A 15,745-nucleotide genomic window follows, 5' to 3' on the forward strand; every position below is an offset into this window, starting at 1 on the left:
GCTCGCCGCCCCCCCCCCAGACTCACGCAGCGAGTAACCGAGCGCACCCACGGGGTGCCTGGTAGGGGTGACACCAAAACCCACCAGACTCACCGGTGACTCTCTCCGAGGCTCTGGCGACGTGTGCGCTCAGATCGCGACAAGATAGCGTCTGCGCAGCTCGGCGAGGTGCTCCACGCACCAGCGCGGGGCCTGTTTCTCGCCGCATGTCAACCAAAGCTCGGGGTAACTCATCGCGCGAAATGCGATGCGATCCCCCGTCACAGCCTCGGCGAAACGCTCGATCTCGGCGCGGTGCTGCGAAAAGACTTCGACCTCGGTTGCGTTTGTGGGTTCCCAGAACAGGTAAAGCAAAGTCACCGTGCGGTCGGGGTAGCTGTGCGCGAGACCGAGCGAATGCTTGACGAGCTGGGCGGCGTCAAGGTGGTGATACCGTTTGGGATCGTCGCACAGACGCAGCATCTCGGCGAACCACGTGCTTTCGCGCCCAGACGCGGGCAGATCGCTCCGGTAGCTGTCAGCGAATTTCGCGGTTTTCGGCGTGAGATATTCGAGGCATTTCGACTCGATCGCGATTAGCCCGTCAGGCGCATCGAGCATCACGTCGAGGTTCGGAGGGGTGCCACCCAACCCGGTGGGGCATTTCTTTTCAAAAGCGACCTGGGTGAAGCCCGCGCGGTCGAGGATGTGCAACACCTCGGGCGCCCGCTTGAACGGAGCAAAGACATTCACCGCAAGTGCCGAAGAAGAATGTGCTGCGCGAAACTTCGTGGCGAGCTCCTGACCGCTCCCCTCGGACAGCTCTTGAGCCACGTCATTCGCACATACGGCGGGAAGAAGATTGCCGCGCCAATCGGGGGCATAGCCTTTTTCATCAAGATCGACGCCGGGATGTGCCCTCGCATGTGCGGTGCAAAGGGCGGTGATAGCGCGGCTGCGGATCGAAGACTTCAACATGAAAAGAGGGTGCGCGCGGTTTATGTTGAACGCAAGACAAACGCCCGGCTACTCGGTTGCGTTTGGGTTGCATTCTGGTTGCCTTTTGGTTGCGTTTTTGGGCAAAACGATAACAAAGCCGTAACAAATACCCCAAAAGGGGTTGCGTTTTGCGCGCGAGGCCCGAAAAACGCAACCTTGCGCAACCACAAAACCCAATAAAATAAGGGGTTTCGGTTCGTCAGGTTGACAAAAATCACCGAAAACACTTTTTCGGCCCCAAAATGCAACCCGAAGCCCCCTCAGAAAAGCAACTTTGGGCCGTTCTTCCCTTACGAAACGGACCGCAGGAAACGGCACCCAGAAATCGAAATAAGGCAAAACACGATCGAAAGAGGCACGCGCGTTTTGATGCGTATGGCGCGGATTTCGATTTTGGTGGTCTGTCTGCGCAGCACCGCAACCGAAAGGAGGCGTGGCGCAGGTCCGGGGAAAAACCGAAGCAGCTAAAGAGCTCCGTAGCTTTGTTGCGGACCAGCTAGATAGCTAGATCCACCAACGGACCTTCGGCTTGATCTGCCAGAGCGCGTGGGGCGGTCACTGGCGAGTCTGATATGCGGGCAGCACGGTGACCACCTGAAAGACTGTGGATGTCGCTCAGCGCGCGCCCCAGTGAGTCTGGCGAAGGTTTCGCACTTAAAGCGGTGAAGCAACGCAGCCGGGAGCCTCGAATTTGCTTATCAAAGGGGTGGAGTGTTGGCGCGCGTGGCGAGGTCTGTTGTCTTGCGGCTGCTTGCCTATAGACTCCACTCTTGGCATGCCCTACAGGCGCTCACAAAGGCTGGGGTGCAAATTTGTGCAGCTTTTTTCAACCGATCTGGGGTCGCCTTGGGGGGCTGTCAGATCGCGATTTGCCTTCCCTGAAAGGAATGGCCGATATCATTTGGGTAGCATGGCGGGTTCGTTCATGCATCTGCGTGGCTAAACTCGCCTCGACCAGCGCGACCAGAGGTTTGGGCGTCAAAAACTTGGACCAAGCCGTGCCGGAGCGCTCATCGTAGCACTTACCAAGCGTGCTTGCCACATGCGCCCCCTGGGTGCTGCTTTGTCGCTCCCTCAATTGTCATTCCTATTTGACATTTGGCGGAGTGGGGGAAATCCTGCCGCCAAATTGGCGCAGGAGGCAGGCATGAAGATCGACGGAACCCATTATCGCACGATCTGGCAAGATGACGCGGGCGTGGTGCAGGTGATTGATCAGCGTTGGCTGCCGCATGAATTGCGCATTGTGCCGCTGAAAACCCGCGCCGATTTTGTGGTGGCGATCCGCGATATGTGGGTGCGGGGCGCGCCGCTGATTGGGGCGGCGGCCGCTTGGGGCGTGGCCGTCGCGATGCAAGAAGACCCGTCCGATGCGGGTCTGACGGAAACTTGGGACGTGCTGCACGAAACTCGCCCGACGGCGATCAACCTGCGTTGGGCTTTGGATGAGATGGAGCGTGTGCTGCGCCCGCTCGCCCCGGCCGAACGTGCCGAAGCCGCCGCCAAGCGCGCCGCCGAGATTTGTGATGAAGATGTGGAGATCAACCGCAATATCGGCCTGCATGGGCTTGAGATCATCAAAGCGATTGCCGCCAAGAAGCCCGGTCAAACCGTCAATATTCTGACTCATTGTAACGCGGGCTGGCTTGCCACGGTCGATTGGGGCACGGCGACCTCGCCCATCTATCACGCGCATGAAGCGGGCATTCCCGTGCATGTGTTTGTGGATGAAACGCGCCCCCGCAACCAAGGCGCGCAACTCACCGCTTGGGAGCTCAATCACCACGGCATTCCGCATTCCTTGGTGGTGGATAACGCCGGTGGCCATTTCATGCAGCATGGCGAGGTGGATATGGTGATTGTGGGCACCGACCGCACCACCGCGCGCGGTGATGTTTGCAACAAGATCGGCACCTATCTGAAGGCGCTTGCGGCCAAGGCGAATGGTGTGCCGTTTTATGTGGCGCTGCCCTCGCCGACGATTGATTGGCGCGTTGATGACGGGGTGAAAGAAATCCCGATCGAAGAGCGCAATCAAGAAGAGGTCACGCTGGTGCAGGGGCGGGGGGCGGATGGTCAGATTGCCTTGGTGCAAATCTCGCCCGATGGCACGCCCGCGCGCAACCCGGCCTTTGATGTGACGCCCGCCGAACTGGTGACAGGGCTCTTGACCGAGCGTGGTCTGTGCCCCGCCGACACCGCCGAGATGGAGAAGATGTTCTCTGATCTGAAATCGGCCATGCTCGCGGGCTGAGTAAGCGATGGCCCGGCATGCAGCCGGGCCTGCTACCCATTTTACGCGGCCAACAGCGCCTCGGCCACGCGGGTCGAGGTGGCTATGTGGCTCACATAGCCGCCCTTGATTGCGGCAAGGCTTGGGGCGACCTTATCAAGCCCCGGCACCACCAATAGCCCCATCTCCAAACCCACAAGGCGGGGCAGGGCGATGCCGATCATCCGCGCCTCGACCGGGCCCGCCATCGGTTGCCCCTCGGCATCAATGAAGCGCCCGCAAATCACCCCCACCGCGCCGCGTGCGACTTGGGCGTCCAGTTCCTCGGGGCTGGCGAGCCCGCTTTCCACCACATGGCTTTGCGCGGTGACGGTCCCGGCGGAAAACAAGAGCTTGTTTACGCCTTCCAGCGCATCCAGTTGCCGTTTCAAAATCGGCTCGGCGCGCAATTCTGCCGCCAGTTCTGCGCGGCTCAGGATCGCGGGGGCATGAAGGTTCAGGCACCGCGCCCCAAGCCGTTGCGCGAGCCGGGTGGAGCAGGCTTCTGCCGTGAAACCATAGGGCGTTGCCATTGACCCCACCAGTTGCAGCACCGTCAAATCTGCAATCGCGCGGGCTTCGACCTGTTCGGCCAGTTCAAAAACCGTGCGCCCCCAAGCCACGCCCAATCTGTCACCGGGGGCCAGCAAATCCGGCAGCCATTGCGCCGCGCCGCGCACCACACGCGCAAAGCTCTCTTCGGCCACGAGCCCGTCATCGGGCACGACCCATGCGCCCGCGAGCCCCAATTTCTCACGCAACTCTAAAGCCAGCCGATGCGTGGTAAAGGCAGGTGCCGCCAAGGTGATACGGATGAGCCCGGTTTCCCGCGCCTCTTGCAGGTAGTTCACCACCGTCGCGCGCGAGATCCCCAGCGCCTCCGCAATCTCCTGCTGGTTGCGGCCGTCGTGGTAATACATCCACGCCACCTCAATCACCGCATTCTCGCCGCTGACCCGCCCGAGACTGCGTCGTTTCGCGCCTGCTGCCATGGTCGCCCTCCGGTTTCGCCGTTTGACAAAAATAGGTGACAAAAGTAAAGAAATCCAGCCGATATGCAGGTAAGCGAGGAGGTCCCGATGATCCGCAATCTCTGGAGCGACGAGGCCGCGCGCGCGGCGGGCGAAGGTGATCTGGCGCAGCGGGTTTACAGCTCGCGGCTGATCGGGGCGGACCCGGATTTGGTGCTGCATGGCGGGGGCAATACCTCGGTCAAAACCACGGCGTTGGATTTGTTCGGTGAGCCGGTCGATGTGCTGCATATCAAAGGCTCGGGCCATGATTTGGCAACGATTGGGGCCGATGGCCTGCCCGCCGTGCGGCTGGCGCCGATGCTGGACCTTAAAGCGCGCGACGCGGTGGCGGATGACGCTCTGGTCAAACTGCAACGGTTGAATTTGCTGGACCCGAGCGCGCCGAACCCTTCGGTTGAAATGCTACTGCACGCGTGGATGCCGCATAAATTTGTGGATCACACCCATGCGACGCCCTTCCTTGTGTTGGCGAACCTGCCCGAGGTGGAGGCGGTGCTGCGCGAACTCTTTGGCGAGCGCATCGCGCTGGTGCCCTTTGTGAAGCCCGGTTTTGGGCTCGCCAAAGCGGCGGCGGCAGCTTTTGATGCGAACCCGGATTGTGAGGGGCTTTTGCTGCACAACCACGGCCATTTCACCTGGGGGCCGGATGCAAAGGCGAGCTATACCCGCGTGATTGAGCACGCCAATACGGTTGAAGCTTGGCTGCAAGACCGTCGTCCCGCGCCGCTCAAACCCGCCGCGGCATTGCCGGTGGCGGAGGTCGCGCCGATGCTGGCCGCCTTGCGCGGGGCGCTGGCTACGTCTTTGCCCGGCGATGCGGCGCTTCCGGTGCTTGATTTGCGCGATGATGAGGATACCCGCGCTTTTTGCGCGCGCCCTGATCTGGAAGAACTGGCCGATCTGGGCGTGGCGACGCCCGACCATGTTATTCGCACAAAGGCAGAGGTTTTGGTGCTGCGCCGCGATGCGCAAACGCCCGAGGCGATGCGCGATGCTGTGGCCGCTTGGGTCGCCAGCTACGGCGCCTATTTCGAGGAAAACAAAGCCCGCTTCGGCGGCCCGGTCGAGATGCTCACGCCGCTGCCGGGGCTGTGCTGGCTTGAAGGCATTGGCGCTGTGGGTGTGGGGATGGATGCCAAAGCCGCGCGGATCGCGGCGGATATTGGCGACCAGTCGCGCCGGGTGAAAGCCGATGGCGCGGCTGCGGGCGGCTTTGCGTCAATCACCCCCGGTGATTTGTTCGACATGGAATATTGGCCGCTGGAACTTGCCAAGCTTGGCACCGCCAAACCCAAACCGCTTGCAGGCCGCGTGGTTTTGGTGACCGGGGGCGCGGGGGCAATTGGCATGGCTACGGCAGAGGCTTTTGCCGCCGAGGGCGCTTCGATCTTCATCGTCGATCGTCCCGGCGAGGTGCTTGATCAAGCGGTGGCGAAGCTTGGCCGGGACGCGGGCGGCTATGGTTGTGACATCACCCAGCAAGGGGCCGCTGCCGAGGCCGTTGCCGCCTGTGCCAAGCGGTTTGGCGGGCTGGATATTCTGGTTTCAAACGCCGGAGCGGCGATCAATGGTGATATCGCCACGCTCGATGATGCTGTGCTGCGCGGCAGTTTTGAACTCAACTTCTTCTCCCATCTGGCATTCGCGCAAGCCGCCATTGCACTCTATCGCGCGCAAGTTGGCACGCGAGGCTGCCGGGGCGCGGAGCCGGGGCAGATCTTGTTCAACGTCTCCAAGCAGGCGGTGAACCCGGGCAAGGGCTTTGCGGCTTACGGTCTGCCCAAAGCCACGCTGTTCTTCCTGCTCAAGCAACTCACGCTCGAACACGGGGGCGAGGGCATTCGCGTCAATGGTATCAATGCTGACCGCATCCGCTCAGGCCTGCTGACGCCCGACATGATCGCGGCGCGGTCTGCCGCGCGGGGGCTCGACGAGGTCAGCTATATGGCGGGCAACTTGCTCAAGGCAGAGGTTGAGGCGCGCCATGTGGCCGAAGCCTTCGTGATGCTGGCCAAAGCCGAGCGTACGACGGGCCATGTAATGACGGTGGATGGCGGCAATATCGAGGCGTCGCTGCGCTAAGCGCGGCGGCCCTCAGGTTGCGATCAGAAGCTCAATCCCGCGGGCTTCAAATTCCTTGGCGTCTTTGTCGGAAATTCCGTCATCGGTGATGAAGGAATGCACCACCTCAAGCGCGCCAAGACGCGTGAAAGAGCTTTTGTTGATCTTGGTGCTGTCGGCCACAAGATAGACATGAGAGGCTGCGCGGATCATCGCCTCTTTCAATTGCAAATCGGCAAAGCTGGGGTAGGTCAGCCCGGCGTCCAGCGCGACACCTGCGGTTGCCAAGAACAGCTTGCCTGCAAAGATATTGCGGAAATATTCGACCGATTTATCCCCCGAAAGCGAAAGCGTCGGCGCCTTGAACTGGCCCCCTGGCATATGCACCGCCGTGCCCGGCACCGAACCCAAGATGATCGCGATGTTGAGCGCGTTGGTGATCACCGTCAGGTTGCGCCGCGCCACAAGGCGGGTAGCGACCTCCGTTGTGGTGGTGCCCGCATCCAAAATGATGGTTTCGCCATCGCTCACAAGCCCGGCGGCCAGCGCCCCGATGCGGCGCTTCTTGTCCATATTTTCTTGATGATGCAGCACCAGCCCCTCGGCGGGTGAGGTGGGCGCATTCAAAAAAGCGCCGCCATGTTCGCGGGTGATGAACCCATCCGCTTCGAGCTTTTCCAAATCCTGCCGGATCGTGGCTTCGGAAACCTTGAACGCGGTTGCAAGGTCGCGCACGCGCGCCGATCCCTCTTCCTCGATCCATTCCAGAATACGGCGACGGCGCGGTTCGGACAAAAGGCCCGCCTTGCTTTCATCGCGGATCTGGTTGGGTTTTAGGGGCACGGGATCGCCTGTCGGTTGTGGTCTTTCGGGATATTGGGTCGGTCCATTCCCTTACGCGGGAAGGGCCGACCCGGTCAACGGGGCGCATCAGCGCCCCGTGGCGGCCTCTTGTTGCAGGGCGACGCGCGCTTGCAGCTTGCTTTGCGCTTGGTCGATGACCACAGCAGCGACGATCACCAGCCCTTTGATCACGGTTTGCCAGAAGGAAGAGACCCCCATCATCACCAGACCATCCGCCAAGATCGAGATTACGAAGGCGCCGACAATCGTGCCCGAGATTTTACCGCGCCCACCCGAGAGCGAGGTGCCGCCCAGAACGGCTGCGGCGATGGCGTTAAGTTCGAAGGTTTCACCCGTGGCGGGGTGCGCCGCTTGCAGTTGCGAGGCGATGATCAGCCCCACAAGCGCCGCGCAAAAGCCCGAGAACATATAGACAAAGAGCTTCACCCGGTCGACCTTCACGCCCGAAAGCGCTGCGCCCCGCTCGTTGCCGCCCACCGCGTAGATGTGGCGGCCCAAGGGGGTGCGTTTCGCGATATAGGCCGCGATCAGCCCGACGACGATCAGCATCCAAATCAGGACCGGCAGCCCCAAAAACGTGCCCGCGCCAATCAGCGGGAAGGTGTCAGAGCCATATTCGGCATTGCCCGACAAGTTCGGGAAGGTGCGCCCGCCCGAGGACAGCAGTGCCGCACCGCGCGCGATATAAAGCGTGCCAAGGGTGGCGATGAAGGGGGCAACGTTGAGCTTTGTGATCAATATCCCATTGATCCAGCCCACAAATATCCCGACACACATCACCAAAAGGGCGATTTCAATGGTGTTGAACTGGATCGACCAACCAAGGCCGGGGTCGATGCCGTGTAGGATCAACCAGCCAGAGACCATAGCCGTCAGGCCCACGGTGGAGCCGACCGAGAGGTCGATCCCCCCGGTGATGATGACGAAGGTCATGCCAATGGCCAAAAAGGCCGTCAGCGCAGCGTGTTTCGCGACGATCACGGTATTGGCGATCGAAAGGAAGTTCGGCGCCATGATTGCGAAATAGCCAAACACCAGAAGCAACGCCACATAGGTGCGGGCTTGCAAGAACGTCAGCAGGATCGACGAGCCTTGCGCGTCTTTGGTTGCGGGAACGGCGGTCATTCGGCGGCTTCCTTCGGAACTTGCGCATTGGGGGTTGTGGCAGAAATCACCTGCGCGGCATCAGTGCCAGAGGGGAATTCGCCTGTCACACGGCCTTGCGCCATGACAATGATACGGTCGGACAGGGCGAGCACCTCATCAAGGTCAGAGGTGACGAACAAAATGCCCAGACCTTCGGCGGCGAGGCGGCGCATGGTGCGGAACACCTCGGCCTTGGCGCCGATGTCGATGCCCCGCGAAGGTTCATCCATCAACAGCACCTTCGGCCCGGTCATCAGCGCTTTGCCGATCACCACCTTTTGCTGGTTGCCGCCCGAAAGCGAAGAGACCGGATTTTCCGGGCTTGCGACCTTGATCGTGAGACGTTTGATGAAGTCGCGCGCGGTCTGCGCCTCTTTTTTCAGATCAAGGTGGAAAAGCTTGGTGAAGGCAGGCAGCGAAGACAGCGTCAGGTTTTCCCGGATCGCCATGATCTGGATAAGGCCATCGCGTTTGCGGTCTTCAGGGATCAGCGCGATGCCGCGCGCAATCCGGCCCGGCACGTCGCGTTCAACAAGCGGTTTGCCTTCCACCCAGAACTTGCCGGTGGAATGCGGATGCTGTGCCATCACGCATTCCAAGAACTCAGACCGGCCTGCGCCCATCAGCCCGTAAAGGCCAACAATCTCGCCCGCGCGGATCGACAGCGACACATGGTCCACCGTGAAACCGCCGCCGGTGCGGGGCAGGGTGATCTCTTCGGCGCGGAAAATCTCTGGCCCGAATTCGGTCACTTCGGTGCGCCCATATTCTTTCGACGACGAACCGATCATCGCTTGCACAATCCACGGAATATCCACGCCCTCCATCGAGCGTGCGCCCGTGATCGTGCCGTCGCGCAAAACGGTGATGTAATCGCCGACCCGGATCAGTTCTTCGAGCCGGTGCGAGATGTAGACGATGCCAACCCCTTGGGCTTTCAGCTCGTCAATCACCCGGAACAGAACTTCCACTTCCGCCGCAGAAAGCGCCGAGGTGGGTTCATCCAAGATCAGGATTTTTGCTTGCAGCGCCAACGCTTTGGCAATTTCAACAATCTGCTGTTGGCCGATGCGCAGGGTGCCCAAAATCGTATCTGGGGCGATCGGCTGTTCAAGCCGCTCCATCAGCTTGCGGGCTTCCTCGCGTTGCGTTTCAGTGTCGATGTCTATGCCCGCGCGGGTGCGCTCATGGCCGATAAAGATGTTTTCCGCCACGCTCAGGTTCGGAAACAGGTTCAACTCCTGAAACACGATCCCAATGCCTGCGGCGACCGCATCTGCCTTGTCGCGGAAATGCATTTCGCGGCCATTCATGGTGATGACGCCTTCGGTCATCTCTTCCACGCCCGCGATCAGTTTCATCAGCGTCGATTTGCCGGCGCCATTTTCCCCCACAAGCACGTTCACCGCGCCCATGCGCAGATCGAAATCCACGCCTTTCAGCGCGCGGGTGCCGGGGTAAACCTTGACGCCGCCCCGGATCGACAGCCCGATCGGGTGCGCTTCTGTCATGGCATCACCTCAAGCGCCACAGGCGTCACAAGCCATTTGTCTTTGGCGGATTTGAGCGGCACGACACCGGTAAAGCCCACAGTTTTGCCGATCAGATCGCCCTCTGGGATCGTTAGGCTCCCAGAGGCGCGGTCATTGAGCGCGCGGCCCAGTTTCGCAAATTCGATCTGGTCGCGGAACGAGGTGAAATCATAGAGCTTGGGTGCGACATCGCGCAGTGCAGAGCCGCGCACCACCGGGCCAAGCTGCAACACGACATCTGCAGTGCCATCGGCATCGACATCCAGATCAAGCGTGCGTGCGCGGCTGTCAAGCTTGCTCGCCACAACGGTGCCTGTGTCTTTGAGCGCAAAGTTTACCGGCGCGCCCGCGCCTGCGCCCGAAGCGCCATGCTCTGCCGTTGCAGCGGCGAAATCGGCCGCAATCTGGCCGCGCAGCGTGGCAACTGATTGGGCCTTGGCCGCGATATGCGACAGAAGTTCTGTGTCATAGCTGGAGGCCAATAGGGCCTCAATCCGCGCCGCGTCCCCACTGGCATCGGCGGCGGGGGTGGCATCATTTTCGGCCGTGTCGGGCACGATCTTGCAGCCCGAAAGCGCCATGGCCGAAGCCAGGCACAGGGCCGTCACGGTAACAAATTTCATGGCCTTGGTCCCGGTAGACTCCGGCGCGCCAAGGGGTTGGCGCGCCGGTCATTTCAGCGGATCATTCCGAAAGCGCGAAGGTTTCGAGCTGCGCGGCGTTTTCAGCGTTGATCAGCACGCAGTCCATCAGCTGCTTTTCATCAACCCCGGTCGAGCCGGTTTTCAGATAGGCATCGGCTTGTTCCACCGCCATCTGCGCTTGCGCATAGGCCGGTTGCAGAACGGTCGCCTTGATGCCGCCTTTCATGATCGAGTCGCGCACGTCGTTCGACCCGTCAAAGCCCACCACGATCACATCGGTGCGGCCCGCCGCTTCCAGTGCGGCCCAAGCGCCCATCGCCATGGTGTCGTTGCCCGAGATCACACCCTTAATTTCCGGGTGCGCTTGCAGCATCGACTCCATCACGGTGAAGGCTTCGGTTTGCGACCAGTTCGCGGTTTGCTGGGCGACCAGTTCAAGATCGGGATATTGGTCGATCACGTCATGGTAGCCTTGCGAGCGGATCCCGGCATTGGTGTCGGATTCCTTGCCCAGAAGCTCGGCATATTTGCCCGCTTCGCCCATCAGCGCCACAAACTCTTCGCCGCCGAGTTGCGCACCTTGGTAGTTGTTCGACACGATCTGGCTGACAGCGATGCCCGAAGCGGTGATTTCGCGGTCAATCAGGAACGACGGGATGCCCGCATCAGCCGCTTTTTGCACGGCGGCCACGGTGGCATCGGCGCCAGCGTTGTCGAGGATGATAGCCTTCACACCGGCGGCAATCGCGCTGTCGAACAGTTCCGATTGTTTGTTGGCATCGTCGTCATGCACCAAAACCATGGTGTCATAGCCAAGCTCCACTGCTTTCGCCGCCGCGCCATCGGCTTCGGCTTTGAAGAACGGGTTGTCGTGGCTGGGCGTGATGATGGCGATCGTGTCAGCAGCCGCGGCAAAGCTCGGCATCAGACCGGTCATGGCGACGGCCATAGCCGACACCAGAAGGCGTCTTTTCAAGTTCATGGGTTCCTCCTTGTCGTCGCACCCCCTCATGGGGCGACTCCCCGAGGCTGATCCTGCGCCTTGCTCTCGTTTGTCGTCAAGTATTTTCGGATAATCGCGCTTTCTTGCGGTTTTCTGACGGTAACGTGAATGCTTGGCTTTGAATGTTTGCCCTAATGCAGCGCTGCGGCGTGAAATGCTGCAAATGCAGCCGATTCGAGGTGGTGCAAATGCGGTGCGGTGCCGCGAGCTATGCTTGCTTTTTATCTCCGACTCGGCGTAAAACGAAGAAATCGAAAGTAATCGAAAGTAACTCGCGAATATCTGCGGGTTCCCGCGAATGTCGGCCGCGAGGCCAGGAGGAGAGACATGAGCCTGAACATCCACCGCAAGGTGACCTTTGGCGTTGTCATTGGCAGCCGCGCCTTCTTTAGCCCCGCGCCCTGCAAAGATGCGCGCGACGAAGTGCTGGCGCAGCTTGAAAAAATCGGTGTGAACGCGGTGATTTTGCCGTTTGAGGCCACCGCAAACGGGGCCGTTCAGTCGATTGCGGATGCCGAGCTTTATGCACGCCATTTCAAAGCGCATCGTGACGAGATCGACGGTCTGGTGATTTGCTTGCCAAACTTTGGCGACGAGATTGCCGTGGCCGAACTGGTCAACCGCGCCAAGCTGGATGTGCCGATCTTGTTGCAAGCCTCGAATGACGAGATCGACAAGGTCGATGTGCATTCGCGCCGCGATGCGTTTTGCGGCAAGCTCTCGGTTTCGAATAACTTTTGGCAATATGGCGTGCCCTTTACTGAAACCACGACCCACACCTGCGATGTGGGCGGGGCAGAGTTCGGGGCGGATTTGGAGCGTTTCGCCCGTGTGTGCCGCACCGTGCGCGGCCTGCGCAATGCGCGCATCGGCGCGATTGGCGCGCGCACCAGCCCGTTCCAAACCATGCGGTTTTCCGAAAAGCTTCTGCAAGCAAGCGGCATGACCGTTGTGACTGCCGACCTTTCCGAACTGCTGGCGGCGGCGGGTGCGATTGCCGATGACGATGCCGATCTGGCCGTGAAGCTTGAGAAGCTGAAAAGCTACGGCAAAATCTCGGCCCATATCCAGCAAAGCCAAATCGTCAAACAGGCGAAATGGACGCTCGCGGTGAACCGCTGGATCGCGGAAAACGGCTGTGATGCCTCGGCCATTCAGTGCTGGCGGAGCTTGCAAGACAATTTCGGCTGCGCGACCTGCGTGACCATGTCGATGATGGGCGAGGAATTGATGCCCTCGGCCTGCGAGGTCGATGTGATCGGCGCCGTTTCCATGTATGCGCTGGCGCTGGCCTCGGGCCAACCATCCGCGCTTCTCGATTGGAACAACAACTACGGCTATGAGCCCGATAAATGCGTTTGCACGCATTGCGGCAACTACCCGAAAAGCTTCTTGGGCACGACGCCGGAGATTGGCGAATTGGACGTTTTGGGCGAAAGCCTTGGTCGGTCCAATTGCTTTGGCGCGGTCAAAGGCAAGGTGCAGCCCGGCCCGATGACCTATTTCCGGCTCTCGACCGATGACCGCAACGGTACGCTGAAATGCTATTTGGGCGAGGGGGATTTCACCGCTGACCCGTTTGGCATGGATGGCGGCATTGCCGTCGCGCAGGTGCCGCAGCTGCGTAAACTGATGAAATTCGCCAGCCATAACGGCTTTGAACATCACGTCGCGATGGTGCGTGGCCATGTGGCCGATGTGCTCAACGAGGCCGTGGTGCGCTACCTCGGCTGGCCGATCTATCACCACGGGGGCGAACCGGAGCCGCAGCTCTTCATCCCCCACCGTTTCTGACGAGGATACCATGACCCCGAAACCCGAAACCGTGGAGCTGATCCGCGAGAAAGCGCTGTGGATGCGCCGGACCGCGTTTGGCATGGTCCACAAAGCGCAGCTTGGGCATCCGGGCGGCGATTTCTCTGCCATCGACATTCTGGCAACGCTGTACTTTGGCGTGATGCGCTACGACAGCGCCCGCCCGCAATGGGAAGACCGCGACCGTTTCGTGATGTCGAAGGGCCATGCCACGGGGGCGCTTTACACGGCGCTTTGCGCGGCGGGCTATTTCCCGGAAAGCTGGCTGCAAACTTATATGCAGCCGCGCTCGATGCTGAACGGCCACCCGAACCGCAACTATCTGCCCGGCGTGGAAACCAACACTGGCCCCTTGGGGCATGGTTTCCCGGTGGCGACCGGCATTGCGATTGCGGGCCAATTGACCGGCGCGGAGTATCGCACCTTCGTGCTGACCGGGGATGGCGAGCAGCAAGAGGGCTCGAACTGGGAAGCGGCGATGACCGCGAGTTTCCGCAAGCTCGAAAACCTGACGCTGATCATTGACCGCAACCGTCTGCAACAGGGCCAATCGACCGAGGTGACCTCGGGCATGGATCCGATGGATGACAAATACCGGGCCTTTGGCTTTGAGGTCGCGATGGTGGATGGTCATGACGTTGGCGCGCTGCTTGAGGTGCTGTCTGCAAGCCCCAAAGGTCGTGGCAAGCCGCTGTGTGTGATTGCGAATACCGTTAAGGGCAAAGGGGTCTCCTTCATGGAGAACCAAGCGAAATGGCACCATGCCGTGCCCGATGATGCGCTTTATGCCCAAGCGATGAAGGAGTTGGTGTGATGGCCCATGATGGACCCGTGAGCGCTGGCCTGCATGATTGCCGCAATGCTTGGGTGGAAACACTGGAAGCTTTGGCCGCCGAAGACGAACGCATCGTGGCGGTGGTGAACGATTCCACCGGCTCGTCGAAACTGGGCGGGTTTCAAAAGAAATTCCCGGATCGGCTGATCAATGTCGGCATTGCCGAGCAGTTGATGGTTGGCGTGGGGGCCGGGCTTGCGAATGGCGGGCGTATTCCCTTTGTCTCGGCGGCCTCGTGCTTCCTGACCGGGCGTTCGCTTGAGCAGGTGAAGGCCGATGTGGCTTACGCCAATTTCAACGTCAAACTTGTGGGCCAATCCTCCGGCGTGGCCTATGGCGAGTTGGGCGCAACGCACCATTCGATCGAAGACTTGGCTTGGTTGCGCCCGCTCACCAATATCACCGTGATCGCCCCCGCCGACGCATGGGAAACGGCGGAGGCGGTGAAATGGGCCGCCGCGCATGAGGGGCCGGTCTATCTGCGGCTGTCGCGGATGCCGGTGCCAAACCTTGATATGCCGGGGCGCGTCTTCACGGCCGGTAAGGCCGAACTGGTCCGCTCTGGCAGCGATGTGACGGTGATTGCTTGCGGCACCACGGTGCATCTGGCGGCGGAAGCGGCGGATAAACTGGCGGATAAAGGGCTTTCGGTGAGGGTTCTGAACATGGCGACGATCAACCCGCTGGATGAGGCGGCGGTGCTTGCCGCTGCACGCGAAACCGGGGCGATTGTCACGGTCGAAGAAGCCTCGGTCCGGGGCGGCTTGGGCGGGGCTGTGGCCGAACTGACGGCAGGCGAATGCCCGGTGCCGGTTGAGCGGCTCGGCTTCCCGGGCTTTGTGCCCACCGGCTCGACCGAATGGCTGTTTGAGGAGTTTGGCCTTTCCGTGCCGGGCATCAGCGCCGCAGTGCGTAAGGTGCTTGACCGGGTAAAACGCTAAGAAATCGCGCGGCCCCCCCGCGCGCTGACCTTGGGGCAGCATTCTCCTCCCTCGCTGCCTCAAGGCCGAAGTCGCCGCCCGCCTCCCTCCCGGGGCGGGCGGTGCTCCTTTTGGGGGTTATTCGGGGCGGATCACGCCCTTTTTCAAGATCAAGCAGCCGTAAAGCCGGGTCTCACCCGTTGCGACAATGGCAAAAGCCTTTTTCGAGCGATCATAGAAATCGAACCGTTCAACCCGGCCCAGTTTCGCCTCTGGCCCTTCATGTTTGGCCAAAATCTCACGGAAATCGGCAAAAATCGGTTGTTCGGCATCGGGGTCGCCGACCACTTCCATATGGAAAGCCGCTTCAGGCACAAAGTCATCAAGCGGCATCACCGACAAAATCGCATCCATCACCCGCGTGGCCGTAAGTCCCGGCAGACGGATCAGTTCTTGCGCGCAGCTTTCCGCCGGAAAGTTGGCATCCACAATGACGATCTCGTCGCCGTGGCCCATCGCACGCAGCGTATAAAGCAGGTCTGCCGTCAGGATCGGGTCGATGTTCTTGAGCATGGTTCTTCCTCGCTTTCGGGCGCCGCATCGGGGCCGCCCAAGGCGATGAAAGACCCGTGGGAGGGCGA

13 protein-coding genes are annotated in these 15,745 nt (G+C 60.8%); 5 read left to right on the plus strand and 8 right to left on the minus strand.

The window, feature by feature from the left end; translation table 11 throughout:
- Positions 1–129: 129 nt before the first annotated feature.
- The gene (locus CRO18_RS06995; RefSeq protein WP_097081604.1) at positions 130–957 is read right to left on the minus strand and encodes a PGN_0703 family putative restriction endonuclease; all 828 of its coding nucleotides are present in this window, start codon (positions 955–957) and stop codon (positions 130–132) included.
- Between the two features lie 1,168 nt (positions 958–2,125).
- Here CRO18_RS06995 and mtnA point away from each other — a divergent pair.
- On the plus strand, positions 2,126–3,232 hold the full coding sequence (gene mtnA, locus CRO18_RS07005; protein WP_076485770.1) for an S-methyl-5-thioribose-1-phosphate isomerase: 1,107 nt from the start codon (positions 2,126–2,128) through the stop codon (positions 3,230–3,232).
- 41 nt (positions 3,233–3,273) lie between these two features.
- On the opposite strand, the gene CRO18_RS07010 is transcribed toward mtnA, so the two are convergent.
- Entirely contained in the window at positions 3,274–4,242 is a 969-nt protein-coding gene (locus CRO18_RS07010; protein WP_097081606.1) for a sugar-binding transcriptional regulator, read from the minus strand.
- Positions 4,243–4,329: 87 nt separating this feature from the next.
- Between CRO18_RS07010 and CRO18_RS07015 the strand changes: the two genes are divergently transcribed.
- Complete coding sequence (locus CRO18_RS07015; RefSeq protein WP_170952590.1) at positions 4,330–6,366, plus strand: bifunctional aldolase/short-chain dehydrogenase; 2,037 nt, start codon at positions 4,330–4,332, stop codon at positions 6,364–6,366.
- A gap of 12 nt (positions 6,367–6,378) precedes the next feature.
- On the opposite strand, the gene CRO18_RS07020 is transcribed toward CRO18_RS07015, so the two are convergent.
- From CRO18_RS07020 to CRO18_RS07040, 5 genes are all read right to left on the minus strand, one after another.
- Positions 6,379–7,188: a DeoR/GlpR family DNA-binding transcription regulator gene (locus tag CRO18_RS07020; protein ID WP_212710069.1), complete on the minus strand. Its 810-nt coding sequence runs from the start codon at positions 7,186–7,188 to the stop codon at positions 6,379–6,381.
- 87 nt (positions 7,189–7,275) lie between these two features.
- The gene (locus CRO18_RS07025) at positions 7,276–8,334 is read right to left on the minus strand and encodes an ABC transporter permease (RefSeq protein ID WP_097081607.1); all 1,059 of its coding nucleotides are present in this window, start codon (positions 8,332–8,334) and stop codon (positions 7,276–7,278) included.
- A complete protein-coding gene (locus CRO18_RS07030) occupies positions 8,331–9,866 on the minus strand; it encodes a sugar ABC transporter ATP-binding protein (RefSeq protein ID WP_097081608.1) in 1,536 nt (511 codons plus the stop codon). The genes CRO18_RS07025 and CRO18_RS07030 overlap by 4 nt, the downstream gene beginning before the upstream one ends.
- Positions 9,863–10,510, minus strand: a complete 648-nt coding sequence (locus CRO18_RS07035) for a DUF2291 family protein (protein ID WP_097081609.1) — start codon at positions 10,508–10,510, stop codon at positions 9,863–9,865. The genes CRO18_RS07030 and CRO18_RS07035 overlap by 4 nt, the downstream gene beginning before the upstream one ends.
- A gap of 61 nt (positions 10,511–10,571) precedes the next feature.
- The gene (locus CRO18_RS07040) at positions 10,572–11,513 is read right to left on the minus strand and encodes a D-ribose ABC transporter substrate-binding protein (protein ID WP_076485775.1); all 942 of its coding nucleotides are present in this window, start codon (positions 11,511–11,513) and stop codon (positions 10,572–10,574) included.
- Between the two features lie 348 nt (positions 11,514–11,861).
- Here CRO18_RS07040 and CRO18_RS07045 point away from each other — a divergent pair, with 348 nt between their 5' ends.
- The 3 genes from CRO18_RS07045 to CRO18_RS07055 are packed head-to-tail and all read left to right on the plus strand — an operon-like array spanning position 11,862 to position 15,125.
- A complete protein-coding gene (locus tag CRO18_RS07045; RefSeq protein ID WP_097081610.1) occupies positions 11,862–13,328 on the plus strand; it encodes an L-fucose/L-arabinose isomerase family protein in 1,467 nt (488 codons plus the stop codon).
- Positions 13,329–13,338: 10 nt separating this feature from the next.
- Positions 13,339–14,163 carry a transketolase gene (locus CRO18_RS07050; RefSeq protein ID WP_076485777.1) on the plus strand — a complete coding sequence of 275 codons (825 nt, stop codon included), beginning with the start codon at positions 13,339–13,341 and terminating at the stop codon, positions 14,161–14,163.
- On the plus strand, positions 14,163–15,125 hold the full coding sequence (locus CRO18_RS07055) for a transketolase family protein (RefSeq protein ID WP_097081611.1): 963 nt from the start codon (positions 14,163–14,165) through the stop codon (positions 15,123–15,125). The genes CRO18_RS07050 and CRO18_RS07055 overlap by 1 nt, the downstream gene beginning before the upstream one ends.
- 117 nt (positions 15,126–15,242) lie before the next feature.
- Here CRO18_RS07055 and CRO18_RS07060 read toward each other — a convergent pair whose 3' ends face one another.
- Entirely contained in the window at positions 15,243–15,677 is a 435-nt protein-coding gene (locus CRO18_RS07060; protein ID WP_076485779.1) for an RbsD/FucU family protein, read from the minus strand.
- Positions 15,678–15,745: the final 68 nt, after the last annotated feature.

This window comes from Rhodobacter sp. JA431 (assembly GCF_900217725.1).
Classification (GTDB): Bacteria; Pseudomonadota; Alphaproteobacteria; order Rhodobacterales; family Rhodobacteraceae; genus Rhodobacter; species Rhodobacter aestuarii.

Coding starts and splice junctions, on each gene's coding strand:
- CRO18_RS06995 (WP_097081604.1), bottom strand. CDS start 957: ATGTTGAAGTCTTCGATCCGCAGCCGCGCTATCACCGCCCTTTGCACC.
- mtnA (WP_076485770.1), top strand. CDS start 2,126: ATGAAGATCGACGGAACCCATTATCGCACGATCTGGCAAGATGACGCG.
- CRO18_RS07010 (WP_097081606.1), bottom strand. CDS start 4,242: ATGGCAGCAGGCGCGAAACGACGCAGTCTCGGGCGGGTCAGCGGCGAG.
- CRO18_RS07015 (WP_170952590.1), top strand. CDS start 4,330: ATGATCCGCAATCTCTGGAGCGACGAGGCCGCGCGCGCGGCGGGCGAA.
- CRO18_RS07025 (WP_097081607.1), bottom strand. CDS start 8,334: ATGACCGCCGTTCCCGCAACCAAAGACGCGCAAGGCTCGTCGATCCTG.
- CRO18_RS07030 (WP_097081608.1), bottom strand. CDS start 9,866: ATGACAGAAGCGCACCCGATCGGGCTGTCGATCCGGGGCGGCGTCAAG.
- CRO18_RS07035 (WP_097081609.1), bottom strand. CDS start 10,510: ATGAAATTTGTTACCGTGACGGCCCTGTGCCTGGCTTCGGCCATGGCG.
- CRO18_RS07040 (WP_076485775.1), bottom strand. CDS start 11,513: ATGAACTTGAAAAGACGCCTTCTGGTGTCGGCTATGGCCGTCGCCATG.
- CRO18_RS07045 (WP_097081610.1), top strand. CDS start 11,862: ATGAGCCTGAACATCCACCGCAAGGTGACCTTTGGCGTTGTCATTGGC.
- CRO18_RS07050 (WP_076485777.1), top strand. CDS start 13,339: ATGACCCCGAAACCCGAAACCGTGGAGCTGATCCGCGAGAAAGCGCTG.
- CRO18_RS07055 (WP_097081611.1), top strand. CDS start 14,163: ATGGCCCATGATGGACCCGTGAGCGCTGGCCTGCATGATTGCCGCAAT.
- CRO18_RS07060 (WP_076485779.1), bottom strand. CDS start 15,677: ATGCTCAAGAACATCGACCCGATCCTGACGGCAGACCTGCTTTATACG.